The sequence below is a fragment of the Streptomyces sp. SAJ15 genome (genome assembly GCF_007595705.1).
Lineage (GTDB): Bacteria > Actinomycetota > Actinomycetes > Streptomycetales > Streptomycetaceae > Streptomyces.
Window position 1 is genome coordinate 177,529 of record NZ_NISY01000007.1, and the last position, 18,994, is coordinate 196,522.

Consider the following 18,994-nt stretch of genomic DNA (forward strand, 5'->3'; position numbering starts at 1 on the left):
CGCCGCGGCGCCACCCGCCCCCTTACCGCCAGACGCCCCGTACACATCGTGGCCCGCGGGCACGGACCCGGCCCGAACCCGCGAGCCCCGTAGCCCGGTGGCCCGTGCTAGTGCGCCGCCGACTCCCAGTCGGCGCCGTAGCCCACCGACACGTCCAGCGGAGCGCGCAGCGGGAACGCCCCCGTCATCTCACGACGCACCAGATCCTCCACGCGCGCCCGCTCGCCCGGCGCGACCTCCAGCACGATTTCGTCGTGCACCTGGAGGAGCATCCGGGACGTCAGCCGCTCCGCGCGCAGGGCGGCGTCCACCTTCAGCATCGCGACCTTGACGATGTCGGCCGCGGTGCCCTGGATCGGCGCGTTCAACGCCATCCGCTCGGCCATCTCGCGGCGCTGGCGGTTGTCGCTGTTGAGGTCCGGGAGGTAGCGGCGACGACCCAGGATCGTCTCCGTGTAGCCCGTGGCGCGGGCCTCGTCCACGACCCGGTGCAGATAGTCGCGCACCCCGCCGAACCGCTCGAAGTAGCTGTCCATCAGCTTGCGGGCCTCGTCCGGGGCGATGTTCAGCTGCTGGGAGAGGCCGAACGCCGACAGGCCGTACGCCAGTCCGTACGACATCGCCTTGATCTTGCGACGCATCTCCGCGTCGACCCCGGTCTTGTCGACCTCGAAGACCTGGGAGGCGACCGTGGTGTGCAGGTCCTCACCGGAGGTGAACGCCTCGATCAGGCCCTCGTCCTCGGAGAGATGGGCCATCACGCGCAGCTCGATCTGGCTGTAGTCGGCCGTCAGCAGCGACTCGAAGCCCTCGCCCACCACGAAGCCCCGCCGGATGGCGCGGCCCTCGTCCGTGCGCACCGGGATGTTCTGCAGGTTGGGGTCGGTGGAGGAGAGCCGACCGGTGGCCGCCACCGTCTGGTTGAAGGTGGTGTGGATACGGCCGCCCGGGGCGATCGTCTTGACCAGACCCTCGACGGTGGAACGCAGCCTGGCCTGCTCCCGGTGCCGGAGCATGATCACGGGAAGCTCGTGGTCGGTCTGGGTGGCCAGCCAGGCCAGCGCGTCCGCGTCCGTGGTGTAACCGGTCTTGGTCTTCTTGGTCTTCGGCAGCGCCAGCTCGCCGAAGAACACCTCCTGCAGCTGCTTGGGCGAGCCCAGGTTGAACTCGTGGCCCACGGCGGCGTGCGCCTCCTTCACCGCCTGCTGCACCGCGCCCGCGAACTGCTGCTCCATACGGGACAGCCACTCCCGGTCCGCCGCGATACCGGCCCGCTCCATCCGCGCCAGCAGCGCCGAGGTGGGCAGCTCCACATCGCGCAGCAGCTCCGCCGCGCCGACGTCCCGCAGCCGCCCCCCGAACGCCTCACCCAGGTCGAGGACGGCGCGCGCCTGCGTCATCAGGGCGTCCTGCTCGGCCTGGTCGTCGGCGCCGAAGGCCAGCTGGCCGTCGACGGCCGGCGGGGCCAGCTCACGGCCCAGATACTCCACCGACAGGGCGTCCAGCGCGAAGGACCGGCGCCCGGGCTTGACCAGATAGGCGGCGAGCGCGGTGTCCATGACCACACCGTCGACCGACCAGCCGTGCTCGGCGAAGACACGCATCACGCCCTTGGCGTTGTGCAGCACCTTCGGCCGGTCCGCGGCGGCCAGCCACTCGGCGAACGCCCGCTCGTCGGCCTCGTCCACGGTCGCCGGGTCGAACCAGGCGGCCGGCCCGGAGGCCGTGGCCAGGGCGATCTCGCTGACGCTGCCGCTGCCCAGCGCCCAGGCGTCGACCGTGGCCAGGCCCAGCGGCTGCCCGGCGTGCTCCGCGAGCCAGGGCGCCAGCTCACCCGCGCCCAGCGCCACACCGTCCACCGCGACGCCCGCCGCCGGCGGCGCCTCCACCTCGGTCTCGCCGGGGTCGGCGGCCAGCAGCCGATCCCGGAAGTTCTGGTGGCGGAACTCCAACGCGTCCAGGATCACGGTCAGCGACGGCCGGTCGTACGGCCGCCGGGCCAGCTCCTCCGGGCCCTTACCCAGCTCCACGTCCCGGACCAGCTCGGTGAGCTTCCGGTTGAGCTTCACCGACTCCAGGTGCTCCCGGAGCTTCTCGCCGACCTTGCCCTTGACCTCGTCGACCCGCTCCACCAGCTCCGCGAACGAACCGAACTGGTTGATCCACTTCGCGGCGGTCTTCTCGCCGACGCCGGGGATGCCGGGCAGGTTGTCCGACGGGTCGCCGCGCAGCGCCGCGAAGTCCGGATACTGCCGGGGGCTGAGTCCGTACTTCTCCCGCACCTTCTCCGGCGTGAACCGGGTCAGCTCGGAGACCCCCTTGGTCGGGTAGAGCACCGTGACGCTCTCCGTGACCAACTGGAAGGAGTCACGGTCACCCGTGACGATCAGCACCTCGAAGCCGGCCGCCTCCGCCTGCGTGGCGAGCGTGGCGATCACGTCGTCCGCCTCATAGCCGTCCACCGCGAAGCGGGTGACGTGCATCGCGTCCAGCAGCTCGCCGATCAGCTCGACCTGCCCCTTGAACTCGTCCGGCGCCTTGGAGCGGTTCGCCTTGTACTCGGTGAACTCCTCCGACCGCCACGTCTTGCGCGAGACGTCGAAGGCCACGGCCAGATGCGTGGGTCGCTCGTCACGGAGCGTGTTGGCCAGCATCGACGCGAAGCCGTAGATCGCGTTGGTCGTCTGGCCCGTGGTGGTGTTGAAGTTCTCCGCCGGCAGAGCGAAGAACGCCCGGTACGCCAGCGAGTGGCCGTCCAACAACATCAGGCGCGGGCGCTCGCCCCGCTGCCCGGCTGCCGGCGCGGCCGGAGCGGTCGATGCGGTCTCGGGGGTCTTCTTCGATGCTTTCTCTGCCACGGTCCGATCCTGCCACGCCCCACTGACAGGCACGGACAATCCGGTCCACGGGCAGGGCCGGGCTGGGCGGCTGTCAGTGGGGCGTGACAGGATTCAGAGAAACGCAGAACCAGCAGAACCAGCCGTGCGGCATCAGGACCGGCAGCCCCGGCCGAGCCGTACCCCGCCGAACCGCTCAAGGGAGAGCGCCATGGCAGCCAAGCCGCCCGCCGGGGACCCGATCCAGGACGCCCCCGAGGTCACCGCCCCGCAGCACGCCGCCGCCGGGCTGCCCGCCATCGGCCACACCCTGCGCATCGCCCAGCAGCAGATGGGCGTGGGCCGCACCGCGCGGACCCTGCTCAAGGTCAACCAGAAGCACGGCTTCGACTGCCCCGGCTGCGCCTGGCCCGAGGGTGAGAAGCGGCACACCGCGGAGTTCTGCGAGAACGGCGCCAAGGCCGTCGCCGAGGAGGCGACGCTGCGCCGCGTCACCCCCGACTTCTTCGCCGCCCACCCGGTCGCCGACCTCGCCACCCGCAGCGGCTACTGGCTCGGGCAGCAGGGCCGGATCACCCACCCGATGTACCTGGCGGCGGGCGCGGACACCTACGAGGCCGTCACCTGGGAGCGCGCCTTCGAGATCATCGCGGAGGAGCTGAAGACCCTCGACTCCCCGGACGAGGCCCTCTTCTACACCTCGGGCCGCACCAGCAACGAGGCCGCCTTCCTGCTCCAGCTGTTCGCCCGCGAGTTCGGCACCAACAACCTGCCGGACTGCTCCAACATGTGCCACGAGTCCTCCGGCTCCGCCCTCACGGAGACCATCGGCATCGGCAAGGGCAGCGTCTCCCTGGACGACCTCCACCAGGCGGACCTGATCATCATCGCCGGACAGAACCCGGGCACCAACCACCCCCGGATGCTCTCCGCCCTGGAGAAGGCCAAGGCCGCCGGCGCGAAGATCATCTCGATCAACCCGCTGCCCGAGGCCGGACTGGAGCGCTTCAAGAACCCCCAGACCCCCCAGGGCATGCTCAAGGGCGTCGCCCTGACCGACCTCTTCCTCCAGATCCGCATCGGCGGCGACCAGGCCCTCTTCCGCCTCCTCAACAAGCTCGTCCTAGAGACCCACGGCGCCGTCGACGAGGCGTTCGTCCGCGAGCACACCCACGGCTTCGAGGAGTTCGCCGAGGCCGCCCGCGCCGCCGACTGGGAGGAGACCCTCACCGCGACCGGCCTGGAGCGCGCGGAGATCGAGCGCGCCCTCGCCATGATCCTCGCCTCCCGGCGCACCATCGCCTGCTGGGCCATGGGCCTCACCCAGCACAAGCACGCCGTCGCCACCATCAGGGAAGTCGTCAACCTCCTCCTGCTGCGCGGCGCCATCGGCCGCCCCGGCGCCGGAGTCTGCCCCGTCCGCGGACACTCCAACGTCCAGGGCGACCGCACCATGGGCATCTTCGAACGGCCCGCGCCCGCGTTCCTCGACGCCCTGGAGAAGGAGTTCGGCTTCGCGCCGCCCCGCCACCACGGCTACGACGTCGTCCGGTCCATCGAGGCCCTCCGCGACGGCAAGGCGAAGGTCTTCTTCGCCATGGGCGGCAACTTCGTCGGCGCCGCCCCCGACACCGAGGTCACCGAGGCGGCCATGCGCCGCGCCGCCCTCACCGTCCACGTCTCCACCAAGCTCAACCGCTCCCACGCCGTCACCGGCCACCGCGCGCTGATCCTGCCCACCCTCGGACGCACCGACAAGGACGTCCAACAGAGCGGAAAGCAGTTCGTCACCGTCGAGGACTCCATGGGCCTGGTCCACGCCTCCCGCGGCAACCTCCCGCCCGCCAGCCCCCACCTGCTCTCCGAACCGGCCATCGTCGCCCGCATGGCGCGCGCCGTCCTCGGCGCCGACTCCACCACCCCCTGGGAGGAGTTCGAACGCGACTACGCCACCATCCGCGACCGCATCGCCCGAGTCATCCCCGGCTTCCAGGACTTCAACGCCCGCGTCGCCCACCCCGACGGCTTCGCCCTGCCCCACGCGCCCCGCGACGAACGACGCTTCCCCACCACCACCGGCAAGGCCAACTTCACCGCCGCCGAGGTCGAGTACCCGCACGTCCCCGAAGGCCGCCTGCTGCTCCAGACGCTCCGCTCCCACGACCAGTACAACACCACCATCTACGGCCTCGACGACCGCTACCGCGGCATCAAGGGCGGCCGCCGAGTCGTCCTGGTCCACCCCGAGGACGCCCGGGAGTACGGGTTCGCCGACGGCGCCTACGTCGACCTGATCAGCGAGTGGACGGACGGCGTCGAGCGCCGAGCCGAAGGCTTCCGCGTCGTCCACTACCCCACCGCCCGGGGCTGCGCCGCAGCCTACTACCCCGAGACCAACGTGCTGGTCCCCCTCGACGCCACCGCAGACACCAGCAACACCCCGATGAGCAAGTCCGTGGTCATCCGCCTGGAACCATCCCGCCCGGCCTAAGCGTTTGCTCATCCGGCTGGCAGACTCCAGCCGATCACCACGGCGCGCGCCGGAGCCGCGGCGCGCGCACGCGAGCAACCGAACGGAGCCGAACACCCATGGGCGAGCAGACCAGCGTGACATTCCCCCAAGAGGTCGTCGACGAGTACGCGGCGCTCGGCGTCGACCTTCCCTCACTGTTCTCCGCGGGGCACCTCGGCATCCGGATGGGCGTGCGGATCCGCGAAGCCTCCGCCGAGCGCGTCGTCGGCACCATGCCCGTCGAAGGCAATACCCAGCCCTACGGGCTGCTGCACGGCGGCGCCTCCGCGGTACTGGCCGAGACCCTCGGCTCCATCGGCGCCATGCTGCACGGCGGCAGCCGCAAGATCGCGGTCGGCGTGGACCTCAACTGCACCCACCACCGCGGCGTCCGCTCCGGCCTCGTTACCGGCGTCGCCACCCCCGTGCACCGCGGCCGCTCCACCGCCACCTACGAGATCGTCATCACCGACGAACAGGACCGGCGGGTCTGCACCGCCCGGCTGACCTGCATGCTCCGCGAAGCCGACGCCGACGCCACGCTGCGCGACGTGAAGGAGGCCCGGAGCGCCGCCGGCGCCTGACCCCATAGGCGCCGCACCCCACCCGCGCGCCGCGCGAGAACACCCTCCCCTGGGCGATGAACCACCGCCCGGGGGAGTCCTTTTGTCGATGACGTGATGTCAACTGCGCACTACTGGCGGGTTTTTCAGCGATTCGGCGACAACCTGCTTGTCGACGCCCGTTGTTGACGAGGCGTCCGAACGGAACGCGCCGGCGATCAGCGCACGTCACCCCCGCCCGACGGGGGCTGACCCGACACCGGCCCGACGCAGGCCGACACGGGCCGACGCAGGCCGACGCGCACACGACGCAGCCCGACGCAGGGCCGAGAGCGGCCCGCCGCGACCCGATCGGCTCCCGACCGGGCTCCACCCGGCCCCCACCCCATCTCGATCCGGATTCGGGATCGGACGCCGATCCTCCAAGCAAGCCGAACTCATAAAACGGCCTGGAATCGACTACTCCCTGTAGTAACACTCCGTAACAAGCGCGCCGTGCCGACACCCCCTACAGCGTCGGCATGAGATGTAGGCCACAGGTATTTTCCTCCGGCCTGGAACGCGCCGAGCCGCACCCTCACCGGTTCGACACAGAACCTCTTAGCGGAACTGCGGATTCACGGCCGTTTGATGATCAAAAAGAAGAGATTTGCCCGGTTTGCCCGCACACCTCTGCTACACAGACACGCTTAGGTGTCCACTGGCATAACAAGAGCGTCACATCCTGCCCGGCACCTCTGCCCCTCTTCACGCGCCGCGCCTAGAGTCACGGCCAGTCACCACGCGGCCGAGTGGCAGATCGTTTCTCCATAGCAAGATCCAGCCATCCGGCCTGCGATCCGGCACCTCCCCACAACGGGAGAGCCGTGCCAGGGAAAGGAATCACCGTGCGACACCGTTCCTTGCTCATACTCACCTCCGCGCTCACCGCCGGAGCCCTCACTCTCTCCGCCTGTGGATCGCGGAACGACAAGAAAGACAACGAGAGTGACAGCGGTAAGACCACGGTGGTCATCGGCGTCGATGCCCCGCTGACCGGCTCCCTGTCCGCACTCGGCCAGGGCATCAAGAACTCCGTCGATCTCGCGGTGAAGACCGCCAACGAGAAGAACGAAGTCGCAGGCGTCACCTTCAAGGTCCAGTCCTTCGACGACAAGGCGGTCCCCGCCTCCGGCCAGCAGAACGCCACCAAGCTCGTCGGCGACGACGAGGTCCTCGGCGTCGTCGGCCCGCTGAACTCCGGCGTCGCCCAGTCCATGCAGGGCGTCTTCGCCAAGGCCGACCTCGCCCAGATCTCCCCCGCCAACACCAACCCGGCCCTCAGCCAGGGCGACGACTGGGCCAAGGGCGACAAGAAGCGCCCCTTCGAGACCTACTTCCGCACCGCCACCACCGACGTCATCCAGGGCCGCTTCGCCGCCCAGTACTTCTACAAGAACGCCAAGAAGCGCAAGGTCTTCGTCGTCGACGACAAGCAGACCTACGGCGCCGGCCTCGCCTCGATCTTCGCCGACGAGTTCAAGCGCCAGGGCGGCAAGATCGTCGGCACCGACCACCTGACCGTCAAGGAGACCGACTTCGCCGGCATCGCCAGCAAGGTCAAGTCCTCCGGCGCCGACGCCGTCTACTTCGGCGGCCAGTACCCCGAAGGCGGACTCCTCTCCGACCAGATCAAGAAGGCCGGCGCCGAGGTCCCGACCATCGGCGGCGACGCCCTCTACGACCCCGCCTACATCGAAGCCTCCAGCCAGAGCAACGACGGCGACTACGCCACCTCCGTCGGCTACCCGCTCGAGGAGCTCGAATCCGCCAAGGCGTTCATCGAGAACTACGGCAAGCAGGGCTACTCCGACCCGTACGCGGCCTACGGCGGCTACGCCTACGACGCCGCCTGGGCCATCATCCAGGCCGTGAAGACCGTCGCCGCGGACAACGACGGCAAGCTCCCCGACGACGCCCGCGCCAAGGTCACCGAGGCGCTCGGCAAGGTCTCCTTCCAGGGCGTGACCGGCAAGGTCTCCTTCGACGAGTACGGCGACACCACCAACAAGCAGCTCACCGTCTACCAGGTCAAGGGCGGCCGGTGGGAGTCCATCGAGAGCACCACGTTCAAGGACTGACCCCCGGGAAACCCGGGAAACGACGTCACGGCACCAGCCCCGAAGGACCCGTCCCGACGGGCTGAGCCACACCGACCGACCCCCGGCACCCAGCCCCCGAGGACCGCTCCCCAAGGGCACCCGGGCCCTCACCCCGAGGGCCCCAAGGTCAAGATCCCGACCTCGCGGACACGCTCCCGAACCCCCGTCCCCGGGCCCGGCACCCACCTCGAACCCCCGAGACCCCGGGCCCCCCGCACCCCCTGCGAGACATCCGCGCGAGGGCGCGACCAGCGCCCTCGCGCGGACTCACATCCGACACGCTCATCGGAGGCCCTGCGGTGCACGAACTGCCGCAAACGCTGGCCGACGGCCTGACCCTCGGCGCCCTGTATGGCCTGATCGCCATCGGCTACACCATGGTCTACGGCATCGTCCAGCTCATCAACTTCGCCCACGGCGAGATCTTCATGATCGGGGGCTTCGGCGCCCTCACCATCTACCTGGTGCTCCCCAGCGGCACCGCACTCGCCCTGGCACTCCCCCTCATGCTCATCGGGGGCGTCATCGCGTCGATCGCCGTCGCCACAGCCGCCGAACGCTTCGCCTACCGGCCCTTGCGCAACGCACCCAGACTGGCCCCGCTGATCACCGCCATCGGCCTGTCCATCGCCCTCCAGCAGCTCATCTGGGCCTTCTACCCCGACGCCAAGAAGGCCCGCACCTTCCCCCAGTTCGAAGGCAAGTCCATCGAGCTCCTGGACAACCTGCACATCCAGCGCGGCGACCTCTTCCTGCTCCTCGCCGCCCCGATGTGCATGCTCGCCCTCGGCCTCTTCGTCTCCAAGAGCCGCTCCGGACGCGCCATGCAGGCCACCGCCCAGGACCCGGACACCGCCAAGCTCATGGGCATCGACACCGACCGCATCATCGTCATGGCCTTCGCCATCGGCGGCGCCTTCGCCGCCGTCGCGGCCACCGCCCACGGACTCAAGTACGGCCAGATCAACTTCGAGATGGGCTTCATCGCGGGACTGAAGGCCTTCACCGCCGCCGTCCTCGGCGGCATCGGCAACATCTACGGCGCCATGCTCGGCGGCGTGGTCCTCGGCTTCGCCGAAGCCCTCGCCATCCAGTACATCGAGGACATCCCCGGCATGGCCCAGCTCGGCGGCGGCGCCTGGAAGGACGTCTGGGCGTTCACCCTGCTCATCGTCGTCCTGCTGGTCAGACCACAAGGTCTGCTCGGCGAACGCGTAGCGGACCGGGCGTGAGGGAGGCACACCGATGAGCACCAACACCACCAAGGACACCGCCACCACCACGGCGAGCGCCCAGCGCACCCCCCTGTGGCGCGCCCTCACCCTCGCCGGCGGCCTCGCCACCGTCGCCAGCACCCTCCTCGCCTGGACCTACACCGACGAGTTCCCCGGCGACCTCACCTACTACTTCTCCCCCGCCGGACTCCAGGCGCTCACCCTCGTCGCCGGCCTCCTCACCACCCTCCTCGCACTCGCCTCCTACGACCTCAAGGGACTGCGCTGGCTGGCACCCGCCGGCACCACCCGCGCCCTGCGAGCCAGCGCCCTCGGCGGCTTCGCCACCACCTGGTTCACGGTCATCGCCATCACCGTCGACCTCGGCGGCCTGGTCAACCTGGAGCCCGGCGGCTTCGTCGCCGCCCTCGCCTCCGCGCTCCCCGCCGTCACCGCCTTCCTCCTCCCCGACGACACCAGGACCCCGAAGCGCCCCCAGCGCCTCGCCCCCTGGATGGAGATCCTCCTGATCGTCGCCGCCTTCGCGATCGCCCTCCACGCGATCACCTACGGAGTCGGCATCGACGACGAGGAGAGCGAGGTCTTCATCGGCTACCTGATCACCGCCGGCTTCACCATCGCCGCGCTCTCCAGGGCCGGACTGATCAGCCGCCTCTCCGCGCTGACCGGCAACTACCGCACCGCCACCGCCGCCGCGGCCTTCGCCGCAGCCGCCGCCTTCCCCTTCACCCAGAGCGACGACCAGTACCTCCAGCTCGGCGTGAACATCCTCATCTTCGCGACCGTCGCCCTCGGACTGAACGTCGTCGTCGGCCTCGCCGGCCTCCTCGACCTCGGATACGTCGCCTTCCTCGGCGTCGGCGCCTACACCGCGGCCCTCGTCTCCGGCTCCACCGCCTCCACCTTCGACATCCAGTTCCCCTTCTGGGCCGCCGTCCTCACCGGCGCCCTCGCCGCACTCGTCTTCGGCGTCGTCATCGGTGCCCCCACCCTGCGACTCCGCGGCGACTACCTCGCCATCGTCACCCTCGGCTTCGGAGAGATCTTCCGCATCGCCGTCGGCAACCTCGACGGCGACTCCGGCCCCAACCTCACCAACGGCCCCAACGGCATCCCCAACATCCCCGACCTCGTCATCTTCGGATACGACTTCGGCGAGTCCCACACCATCGGCGGGTTCGAACTCGGCTCCTTCGCCAACTACTACCTGCTGATGCTCCTCTTCACCATCCTCGTCGTCCTCGTGTTCAGCCGCGCCGGCAACAGCCGCATCGGCCGCGCCTGGGTCGCCATCCGCGAAGACGAGACCGCCGCCACCGCCATGGGCATCAACGGCTTCCGCCTCAAGCTCATCGCCTTCGCCCTCGGCGCCACCCTCGCCGGCGTCGCCGGCACCGTCTGGGCCCACGTCTCCTACACCGTCGTCCCCGAGCAGTACGTCTTCACCGGCCCCGTCGCCCCCAACTCCGCCTTCCTCCTCGCCGCCGTCATCCTCGGCGGCATGGGCACCATCGGCGGACCCCTCCTCGGCGCCGCACTGCTCTTCCTCATCCCCGAAAAGCTGACCTTCCTGGCGGACTACCAGCTGCTCGCCTTCGGACTCGCGCTCATCCTCCTGATGCGCTTCCGCCCCGAAGGACTGATCGCCAACCGGCGACAGCAACTCGAATACCACGAGACCGACCAGCTCGACGTGCCCGAGAACGGCCTCCCCGAAGGAACCGTCAGCGTCACCAAGGCGGAGGCGTGACCCCGATGACCGACCAGAACACCACCCCGGTCCTCCAGGCAGCCGGCGTCACCATGCGCTTCGGCGGACTCACCGCCGTACGCGGCGTCGACCTCACCGTCAACACCGGCGAGATCGTCGGCCTCATCGGACCCAACGGCGCCGGCAAGACCACCTTCTTCAACTGCCTCACCGGGCTCTACGTCCCCACCGAAGGCCAGGTCAGCTACCGCGGCACCGTCCTACCCCCCAAGCCCCACCTCGTCACCCAGGCCGGCATCGCCCGCACCTTCCAGAACATCCGGCTCTTCGCCAACATGACCGTCCTGGAAAACGTCCTCGTCGGCCGCCACACCCGCACCAAGGAAGGACTCTGGTCCGCCCTCCTCCGCGGCCCCGGCTTCAAGCGCGCCGAAGCCGCCTCCACCGAACGCGCCATGGAACTCCTCGAGTTCATCGGACTCGCCGGCAAAGCCGACCACCTGGCCCGCAACCTCCCCTACGGCGAACAACGCAAACTGGAGATCGCCCGCGCCCTCGCCAGCGACCCCGGACTCCTCCTCCTCGACGAGCCCACCGCCGGCATGAACCCCCAGGAGACCCGCGCCACCGAAGAACTCGTCTTCGCCATCCGCGACCGAGGCATCGCCGTCCTCGTCATCGAGCACGACATGCGGTTCATCTTCAACCTCAGCGACCGCGTCGCCTGCCTCGTCCAAGGCCAGAAACTCATCGAAGGCACCGCCGAGGTCGTCCAAGCCGACGAACGCGTCATCGCCGCCTACCTCGGCACGCCCTTCGAAGGCGCGCCGGGCGCGGAAGAGGTCGCCGAGGTCGAAGCCGCCGAAGCCACCGCCCACGAGACGCCACAGAACGAGGCGCAGCACGACAGCACCACCCCACAGACGGAGGACGGACAGTGACCGCACTGCTCGAGGTCGAGGACCTCCGCGTCGCCTACGGCAAGATCGAGGCCGTCAAGGGCATCTCGTTCAGCGTCGACGCCGGCCAGGTCGTCACCCTCATCGGCACCAACGGCGCCGGAAAGACCACCACCCTGCGCACCCTCTCCGGCCTCCTCAAGCCACTCAGCGGCCGCATCCTCTTCGACGGCAAGCCGCTCTCCGGAGTCCCCGCGCACAAGATCGTCTCACTGGGCCTGGCCCACTCCCCCGAGGGCCGCCACATCTTCCCCCGGCTCACCATCGCCGAGAACCTCCAGCTCGGCGCCTTCCTCAGAAAGGACGCCCCCGGCATCGCCCAGGACATGGAGAAGGCCTACGAGCTCTTCCCCATCCTCGGCGAACGCCGCAGCCAGGCCGCCGGCACCCTCTCCGGCGGCGAACAGCAGATGCTCGCCATGGGCCGAGCACTCATGTCCCGGCCCAAGCTGCTCATGCTCGACGAACCCTCCATGGGCCTCTCCCCGATCATGATGCAGAAGATCATGGAGACCATCGCCGAGCTCAAGGCCCAGGGCACCACCATCCTGCTCGTCGAGCAGAACGCCCAGGCCGCCCTCTCCCTGGCCGACCAGGGCCACGTGATGGAGATCGGCAAGATCGTCCTCTCGGGCAGCGGGTCCTCCCTGCTCCACGACGAGTCCGTACGCAAGGCGTACCTCGGCGAGGACTGACCAGACCGACACGGAAACGGGCGGGGGCCCGCACCACACGCCACGGCGCACGGTGCGGGCCCCCGCCCACGTCGGCTACTGCTCCTTCGCGGCCTTCTTCTCCGCCGCCTTCTTCTCCTCCGCGTCCTCGATGACCGCCTCGGCCACCTGCTGCATCGACAGCCGGCGATCCATCGACGTCTTCTGGATCCAACGGAACGCGGCCGGCTCGGACAGCCCGTACTGCGTCTGCAGGACGCTCTTCGCCCGGTCGACCAGCTTCCGCGTCTCCAGCCGCTGCGCGAGGTCGGCGACCTCCCGCTCCAACGCCCTCAGCTCCGCGAACCGGGACACGGCCATCTCGATCGCCGGCACCACGTCGCTCTTGCTGAACGGCTTCACCAGATACGCCATCGCACCGGCGTCCCGCGCCCGCTCCACCAGCTCGCGCTGCGAGAACGCGGTGAGCATCAGCACGGGCGCGATGCTGTCGGCGGCGATGCGCTCGGCGGCCGAGATCCCGTCCAGTACGGGCATCTTGACGTCGAGGATGACCAGGTCGGGCCGGTGCTCCCGGGCGAGCGCGACGGCCGTCTCCCCGTCGCCCGCCTCGCCGACGACGGAGTACCCCTCTTCTTCGAGCATCTCTTTGAGGTCGAGGCGGATCAGGGCCTCGTCCTCGGCGATGACGACGCGGGTGGTCTGCGGGGGGACGTGCGACTGTGCGTCGGCAGGCTCGGTGGTGCTCACAGGGCTCCTTGTTCCACGGGAGGTGCTGCCCCAGAGTACCTAGGTCCTGTATGTTTGAGTCACGAAGCGGCTAGACTAACCTTCGGATTGCAGGGGCTCCGGTAGTCCAATCGGCAGAGACGATACCCTCAAAAGGTATTCAGTGTGGGTTCGAATCCCACCCGGGGCACTTTACCTTTAATTTCTAGATCTCCAATCGTTTGGCGATCTTCACCCAGCAAGGTGAACACTCCTTCGATTCACCGCGAGGCGCCGTCAGGCCGGTCACACTCGCACCTGTGTATGACCTCGACGTGCGCAAGCACGCACTCGCACTCGTCAGCCAGGGCCGCAGTCTCAACTCCGTGAGTAAGGAGACCGGCATATCCCGGTCCGCCATACGCGCCTGGCGCATCAGGATCGAGCCCGCCGCCCGCACGGATGAATGCTCGATGTGCACGCCCGTCCCGCGCCCACCCACGGAGATCGAGGCATACGCCTATCTCCTCGGTCTCTACCTAGGCGACGGCTGCCTCAGCAGGCAGCCGAACGGCTGCTACGCCCTGCGCATCGCCTGCGCGAACGCATGGCCGGGGCTCATCGACGCCTGCCGGGAGGCGGTCAGGAGGGTGCGGCCGCAGAACAGGGTCTGCCTGGCCCGCAAGCAAGGCTGCGTGATGGTGACGAGCTACAGCCGCCACTGGCCGTGCCTCTTCCCCCAACACGGCCCCGGCAAGAAGCACGAGCGGGAGATCGCGCTGGAGCCCTGGCAGCAGCGCCTCGTCGACGCGCACCCCTGGGAGTTCATCCGGGGGCTCGTCCACTCCGACGGTTGCCGGATCACCAACTGGACCACGCGCATGGTGGGCGGGGAGCGCAAGCGGTACGAGTACCCGCGGTACTTCTTCACCAACAAGTCGGAGGACATCCTGCGGCTCTACGCGGACGCCCTCGACGCGGTCGGCGTCGAGTGGACGGTGACCCGCCGTGGGAAGGACCCCTTCAACATCTCGGTCGCCCGCCGCGACTCCGTCGCCCTCATGGACGAGCACATCGGGCCCAAGCACTGACCCGCCCGTCCACGGACCCGCCTGCCCACCGATCCGCCCGGAGGGCTACCGCGGCGTGTCGTCCTCGCCGATGTGGTGCACCCGTACCAGGTTGGTCGTCCCCGACATGCCGGGTGGGGAGCCGGCCGTGATGATGACCGTGTCGCCCTTGCGACAGCGGCCGATGCGGAGGAGTTCCTCGTCGACCTGGTCGACCATCTCGTCGGTGGTGCCGACCTTGGGGCCCAGGAGGGTTTCGACGCCCCATGTGAGGTTGAGCTGGGCGCGGGTGGCGGGTTCCGGGGTGAAGGCGAGGAGGGGGATGGGTGAGCGGTAGCGGGAGAGGCGGCGGACGGTGTCGCCGCTCTGGGTGAAGGCGACGAGGAACCTGGCGCCGAGGAAGTCGCCCATCTCGGCGGCGGCGCGGGCGACGGCTCCGCCCTGGGTGCGGGGCTTGCTGCGTTCGGTGAGCGGGGGCAGGCCCTTGGCGAGGATGTCCTCTTCCGCGGCGGCGACGATGCGGCCCATGGTCTTGACGGTCTCGACGGGGTGTTTGCCGACGCTGGTCTCGCCGGAGAGCATCACGGCGTCGGTGCCGTCGATGACGGCGTTGGCGACGTCGGAGGCTTCCGCGCGGGTGGGGCGGGAGTTCTCGATCATCGAGTCGAGCATCTGGGTGGCGACGATGACGGGTTTGGCGTTGCGTCGGGCGAGTTTGATGGCGCGCTTCTGGACGATGGGGACCTGTTCGAGGGGCATCTCGACGCCGAGGTCGCCGCGGGCGACCATGAGGCCGTCGAAGGCGTCGACGATGGCGTCGAGGTTGCGCACCGCCTGGGGTTTTTCGATCTTGGCGATGACGGGGACGTGGCGGCCTTCGTCGCGCATGACGCGGTGGACCTGGACGATGTCGTCGGCGTTGCGGACGAAGGAGAGGGCGATCATGTCGGCGCCGGTGCGGAGGGCCCAGCGTAGGTCTTCGACGTCTTTGTAGGAGAGGGCGGGGACGGAGACGGCGACGCCGGGGAGGTTGAGGCCCTTGTTGTCGGAGACGAGGCCGCCTTCGATGACGATGGTGTGGACGCGGGGGCCTTCGACGTCGGTGACTTCGAGGGTGACGCGGCCGTCGTCGACGAGGATGCGTTCTCCTTTGCGGACGTCGGCGGCGAGTCCTTCGTAGGTGGTGGAGCAGCCGTGGCGGTCGCCTTCGGTGTGTTCGACGGTGATGGTGAATTCGTCGCCGCGTTCAAGGAGTACGGGGCCTTCGCGGAATCGGCCGAGGCGGATCTTCGGGCCTTGAAGGTCTACGAGGATTCCGACGCTGCGGCCGGTCTCGTTGCATGCCTTGCGCACCCGCCGGTAGCGCTCTTCGTGTTCGACGTAGGTGCCGTGGCTGAGGTTGAAGCGGGCGACGTCCATGCCGGCTTCGACCAGTGCCTTGATCTGCTCGTACGAGTCGGTGGCGGGGCCCAGGGTGCAGACGATTTTTGCTCGGCGCATGGGTCGAGCCTATGACTTACCGGCTGGTAGAGAACCGTGTGGCGTCTACTGCCCAACGGCCTTTGCGTGAAGGGATATTGACAACTAATGAAACGTGCGTGGGGGTGCTCCGATGAGCACATGATGGAGGGGGCGAGGGCGGTGGTCCGCCCTCGCTCGCGGTGGTCTCACAGCTGCGGTGGGGTCATCGTGAAGCGGGCGTTGACCTGGGCGTATACCTGCTGTCGCTGGGGTTCGAGGTCGAGTGCGGGCGCGGTTTCGGGGGTGGTGGCGCCGGCGAAGGCCATGCGGGCGGGGGCTGCGGCGCGTGCGGCGGGGAAGGGGGCGTAGCCGTCCACATCCTGGTCGGCGAGTTCGACGAGGGCGAGGAGGTGGGCGCCGAGGGCTTCGGCGTATTCGCGGGCTCGTTGTACGGCGTCGTGGACGGCTTGGCGGCGTGCGGCGCGGTGGGCGGGTGAGTCGGGGCGGAGTGCCCACCAGGGTCCGTCGACGCGGGTGAGTTCCTGGTCGGCGAGGCGGGTGGTGAGTTCGCCGAGTGCGGTGAAGTCGGTGAGGGTGGCGGTGGTGTGGATGGTGCCGTGGTAGGCGCGGACGCGTTCGTGGCGGCCTTTGGTGGTGAGGTGGGGGGTGAGGGTGAAGGCGCTGGTTTCTCGGGTGTGGATGGCTTGGGCGTAGGTGTCGAGGAGTTTTTGGGTGTCCTGGTTGCGGCGGGTGAGGTCCTGGAGTGTGGTGCGGCGGTCGGTGCCGCGGGCGGTGACGGTGATCTGGATGCGGGCGATTTCGGGGTCGACGTCGAGGTGGGCTTCGCCGCGGACGGTGAGGCGGGGGGTGTCGGGGGTGCCGTAGGGCGGGGTGGTGGGTGGGTGTGGGGGTTGGGTCATGGGTGGTGGCTCCTTCGGTGGGGCGTGTGAGGGCTATCTGATCGAAACCTTTCGAGGGTGTCGCGGGGTGTGGCGGGTGCGCCAGAATCTACGCGCGTTATGCATGCGACTTGGCATGTGTTCGACGCGTGTTCGTTCGGCATCTGTTGACTACAGGGGAGTAGAGAATGCCGCTCAACCGTAGGGGTTTTCTGGGGCGTTCGGCCGCGACGGGGGCGGGGGTGGCGCTGGCGGGCGGCGCGGCCGCCGGTTCGGCGCAGGCCGCGGAGGCCGCGGAGGGTGTGGAGGGTGTGGAGGGGGCCGCGGGGAGGCGGCGTGAGCGGCGGTACTCCTTCACCGTGATGGGGACGACGGATCTGCATGGCAACGTCTTCAACTGGGACTACTTCACGGATGCGGAGTTCGACGACAAGGCGCACAACGATGTGGGTCTGGCGAAGATCTCGACTCTGGTGGAGCGGGTGCGTGCCGAGAAGGGCCGCGAGAACACCCTGCTGATCGACGCGGGTGACACCATCCAGGGCACGCAGCTGTCGTACTACTACGCCAAGGTCGACCCGATCACGGCGCGTCGCGGTCCGGTACACCCGATGGCGCAGGCGATGAACGCGATCGGGTATGACGCGGCGGCGCTGGGCAACCACGAGTTCAACTACGGCATACCGGTGCTGCGGAAGTTCGAGGAGCAGTGCGATTTCCCGCTGCTGGGTGCGAACGCGCTGGACGCGAGGACGCTGCGGCCGGCGTTCCCGCCGTACAGCGTGCACCGGCTGCGCACGCCGTGTGGGCGGGATGTGAAGGTGGCGGTGCTGGGTCTGACGAACCCGGGCATCGCGCTGTGGGACAAGCAGAACGTCCAGGGGAAGATGACGTTCCCGGGTCTGGAGGAGCAGGCGGCGAAGTACGTGCCGCGGCTGCGGTCGATGGGCGCGGACGTGGTGATCGTCTCGGCGCACTCGGGTTCCAGCGGCACGTCGTCGTACGGTGACCAGCTGCCGTACATCGAGAACGCGGCGGGGCTGGTGGCGGAGCAGGTGCCGGGGATCGACGCGATCCTGGTGGGTCACGCGCACACGGAGATCCCCGAGTACCGGGTGAAGAACGGGTCGACCGGCAAGGACGTGGTGCTGTCCGAGCCGCTGAAGTGGGGTCAGCGGCTGACGCTGTTCGACTTCGAGCTGGTCTTCGAGCGTGGCCGTTGGTCGGTGGAGAAGGTCTCGGCGAAGGTGCTGAACTCCAACACCGTGCCGGAGGACCCGAAGATCACGGATCTGCTGGTGGACGAGCACCGCAAGGTGGTGGCGTACGTCAACCAGGTGATCGGTACGTCGACGGCGGCGATGTCGTCGGCGGAGGGTCCGGTGAAGGACGTGCCGATCATCGACCTGATCAACCACGTGCAGGTGGAGACGGTGAAGGCGGCGCTGGCGGGCACGGCGTACGCGGCGCTGCCGGTGCTGTCGCAGGCCTCGTGCTTCTCTCGGACGGCGGCGATCCCGGCCGGGCGGGTGACGATCCGGGACGCGGCGGGGCTGTATCCGTTCGAGAACACGCTGGAGGCGCGTCTGGTGACGGGTGCCCAGCTGAGGGACTACCTGGAGTACTCGGCGAAGTACTACGTGCAGACCGCGCCGGGTGGGGTGGTGGACCCGGCGAAGCTGACGAACGCGGACGGTACGCCGGACTACAACTACGACGCGGTGTACGGCCTGGCGTACGACATCGACATCGCGCGGCCGAAGGGCTCGCGGATCGTGAACCTGTCGTTCGGGGGGCGGCCGGTCGATCCGGCGGCCGAGTTCGTGCTGGCGGTGAACAACTACCGGGCGTCGGGTGGCGGCAACTTCCCGCATGTGCCGCAGGCGAAGCAGCTGTGGGCGAACTCGGATGAGATCCGTAACACGATCATCTCGTGGGTGAAGGCTGAGGGGACGGTCGACCCGGCTCAGTTCGCGTCGGTGGGTTGGAAGCTGACGCGGGACGGCGTGCCGGTCTTCTGAGCGGTTTCTTGACGTGGAGGTGGCGGCGGGTTCCGGTGGGGCCCGGCAGACTGGCGGCATGGACGAGTTGATGGCCGCGTGGGAGCCGGTGCGCCGGGATCTGGCCGCTACCTGTGCTGTTCGGCCGAGGGTGGTCGAGGAGGAGCATCACGGCGAGCGCTACCTGGTGCTGTATGAGCGGGACGGGAGTGGGGCGGGGGTGG

Annotated in this window: 13 protein-coding genes and 1 tRNA gene; 10 read left to right on the forward strand and 4 right to left on the reverse strand. The window is 69.1% G+C overall.

Annotation, left to right across the window (positions count from 1 at the left end):
• Nucleotides 1-107: 107 nt before the first annotated feature.
• The gene (gene polA / locus CD790_RS19950) at nt 108-2,858 is read right to left on the reverse strand and encodes a DNA polymerase I (RefSeq protein ID WP_399217877.1); all 2,751 of its coding nucleotides are present in this window, start codon (nt 2,856-2,858) and stop codon (nt 108-110) included.
• A gap of 190 nt (nt 2,859-3,048) precedes the next feature.
• On the opposite strand from polA, the gene CD790_RS19955 reads away from it, so the two are divergent.
• The 7 genes from CD790_RS19955 (at nt 3,049) to CD790_RS19985 (ending at nt 12,653) form a co-directional block, all read left to right on the forward strand.
• Entirely contained in the window at nt 3,049-5,328 is a 2,280-nt protein-coding gene (locus tag CD790_RS19955; protein WP_144384640.1) for an FdhF/YdeP family oxidoreductase, read from the forward strand.
• Between the two features lie 98 nt (nt 5,329-5,426).
• Nucleotides 5,427-5,933, forward strand: a complete 507-nt coding sequence (locus CD790_RS19960; RefSeq protein ID WP_144384641.1) for a hotdog fold thioesterase — start codon at nt 5,427-5,429, stop codon at nt 5,931-5,933.
• Nucleotides 5,934-6,799: 866 nt separating this feature from the next.
• Nucleotides 6,800-8,032: a branched-chain amino acid ABC transporter substrate-binding protein gene (locus CD790_RS19965; RefSeq protein ID WP_144384642.1), complete on the forward strand. Its 1,233-nt coding sequence runs from the start codon at nt 6,800-6,802 to the stop codon at nt 8,030-8,032.
• Nucleotides 8,033-8,352: 320 nt separating this feature from the next.
• Entirely contained in the window at nt 8,353-9,285 is a 933-nt protein-coding gene (locus CD790_RS19970) for a branched-chain amino acid ABC transporter permease (RefSeq protein ID WP_144384643.1), read from the forward strand.
• A 13-nt stretch (nt 9,286-9,298) separates the two neighbouring features.
• Nucleotides 9,299-11,038: a branched-chain amino acid ABC transporter permease gene (locus CD790_RS19975; protein ID WP_144384644.1), complete on the forward strand. Its 1,740-nt coding sequence runs from the start codon at nt 9,299-9,301 to the stop codon at nt 11,036-11,038.
• A gap of 5 nt (nt 11,039-11,043) precedes the next feature.
• Nucleotides 11,044-11,940 carry an ABC transporter ATP-binding protein gene (locus tag CD790_RS19980; protein ID WP_144384816.1) on the forward strand — a complete coding sequence of 299 codons (897 nt, stop codon included), beginning with the start codon at nt 11,044-11,046 and terminating at the stop codon, nt 11,938-11,940.
• Nucleotides 11,937-12,653 (forward strand): ABC transporter ATP-binding protein, encoded by a 717-nt coding sequence (locus CD790_RS19985; protein WP_144384645.1) that lies wholly within the window; start codon nt 11,937-11,939, stop codon nt 12,651-12,653. Before CD790_RS19980 ends, CD790_RS19985 begins: the two co-directional genes overlap by 4 nt.
• A 75-nt stretch (nt 12,654-12,728) precedes the next feature.
• On the opposite strand, the gene CD790_RS19990 is transcribed toward CD790_RS19985, so the two are convergent.
• The gene (locus CD790_RS19990; protein ID WP_144384646.1) at nt 12,729-13,382 is read right to left on the reverse strand and encodes an ANTAR domain-containing response regulator; all 654 of its coding nucleotides are present in this window, start codon (nt 13,380-13,382) and stop codon (nt 12,729-12,731) included.
• Between the two features lie 95 nt (nt 13,383-13,477).
• On the opposite strand from CD790_RS19990, the gene CD790_RS19995 reads away from it, so the two are divergent.
• A tRNA-Leu gene (locus CD790_RS19995) sits at nt 13,478-13,551 on the forward strand.
• Between the two features lie 109 nt (nt 13,552-13,660).
• Nucleotides 13,661-14,431, forward strand: a complete 771-nt coding sequence (locus CD790_RS20000; protein WP_144384647.1) for an LAGLIDADG family homing endonuclease — start codon at nt 13,661-13,663, stop codon at nt 14,429-14,431.
• Nucleotides 14,432-14,476: 45 nt separating this feature from the next.
• On the opposite strand, the gene pyk is transcribed toward CD790_RS20000, so the two are convergent.
• Together pyk and CD790_RS20010 are read right to left on the reverse strand one after the other, a co-directional pair.
• Complete coding sequence (pyk, locus tag CD790_RS20005) at nt 14,477-15,910, reverse strand: pyruvate kinase (RefSeq protein WP_144384648.1); 1,434 nt, start codon at nt 15,908-15,910, stop codon at nt 14,477-14,479.
• A 167-nt stretch (nt 15,911-16,077) separates the two neighbouring features.
• Entirely contained in the window at nt 16,078-16,791 is a 714-nt protein-coding gene (locus CD790_RS20010; protein ID WP_144384649.1) for an SIMPL domain-containing protein, read from the reverse strand.
• Nucleotides 16,792-16,958: 167 nt separating this feature from the next.
• On the opposite strand from CD790_RS20010, the gene CD790_RS20015 reads away from it, so the two are divergent.
• On the forward strand, nt 16,959-18,791 hold the full coding sequence (locus CD790_RS20015; protein WP_144384650.1) for a bifunctional UDP-sugar hydrolase/5'-nucleotidase: 1,833 nt from the start codon (nt 16,959-16,961) through the stop codon (nt 18,789-18,791).
• Nucleotides 18,792-18,994: the final 203 nt, after the last annotated feature.

Bases quoted from the DNA above. Each gene is read 5' to 3' on its own strand.
- CD790_RS19955 (WP_144384640.1), top strand. From the start codon at position 3,049: ATGGCAGCCAAGCCGCCCGCCGGGGACCCGATCCAGGACGCCCCCGAG.
- CD790_RS19960 (WP_144384641.1), top strand. From the start codon at position 5,427: ATGGGCGAGCAGACCAGCGTGACATTCCCCCAAGAGGTCGTCGACGAG.
- CD790_RS19980 (WP_144384816.1), top strand. From the start codon at position 11,044: ATGACCGACCAGAACACCACCCCGGTCCTCCAGGCAGCCGGCGTCACC.
- CD790_RS19975 (WP_144384644.1), top strand. From the start codon at position 9,299: ATGAGCACCAACACCACCAAGGACACCGCCACCACCACGGCGAGCGCC.
- CD790_RS20015 (WP_144384650.1), top strand. From the start codon at position 16,959: ATGCCGCTCAACCGTAGGGGTTTTCTGGGGCGTTCGGCCGCGACGGGG.
- CD790_RS20010 (WP_144384649.1), bottom strand. From the start codon at position 16,791: ATGACCCAACCCCCACACCCACCCACCACCCCGCCCTACGGCACCCCC.
- pyk (WP_144384648.1), bottom strand. From the start codon at position 15,910: ATGCGCCGAGCAAAAATCGTCTGCACCCTGGGCCCCGCCACCGACTCG.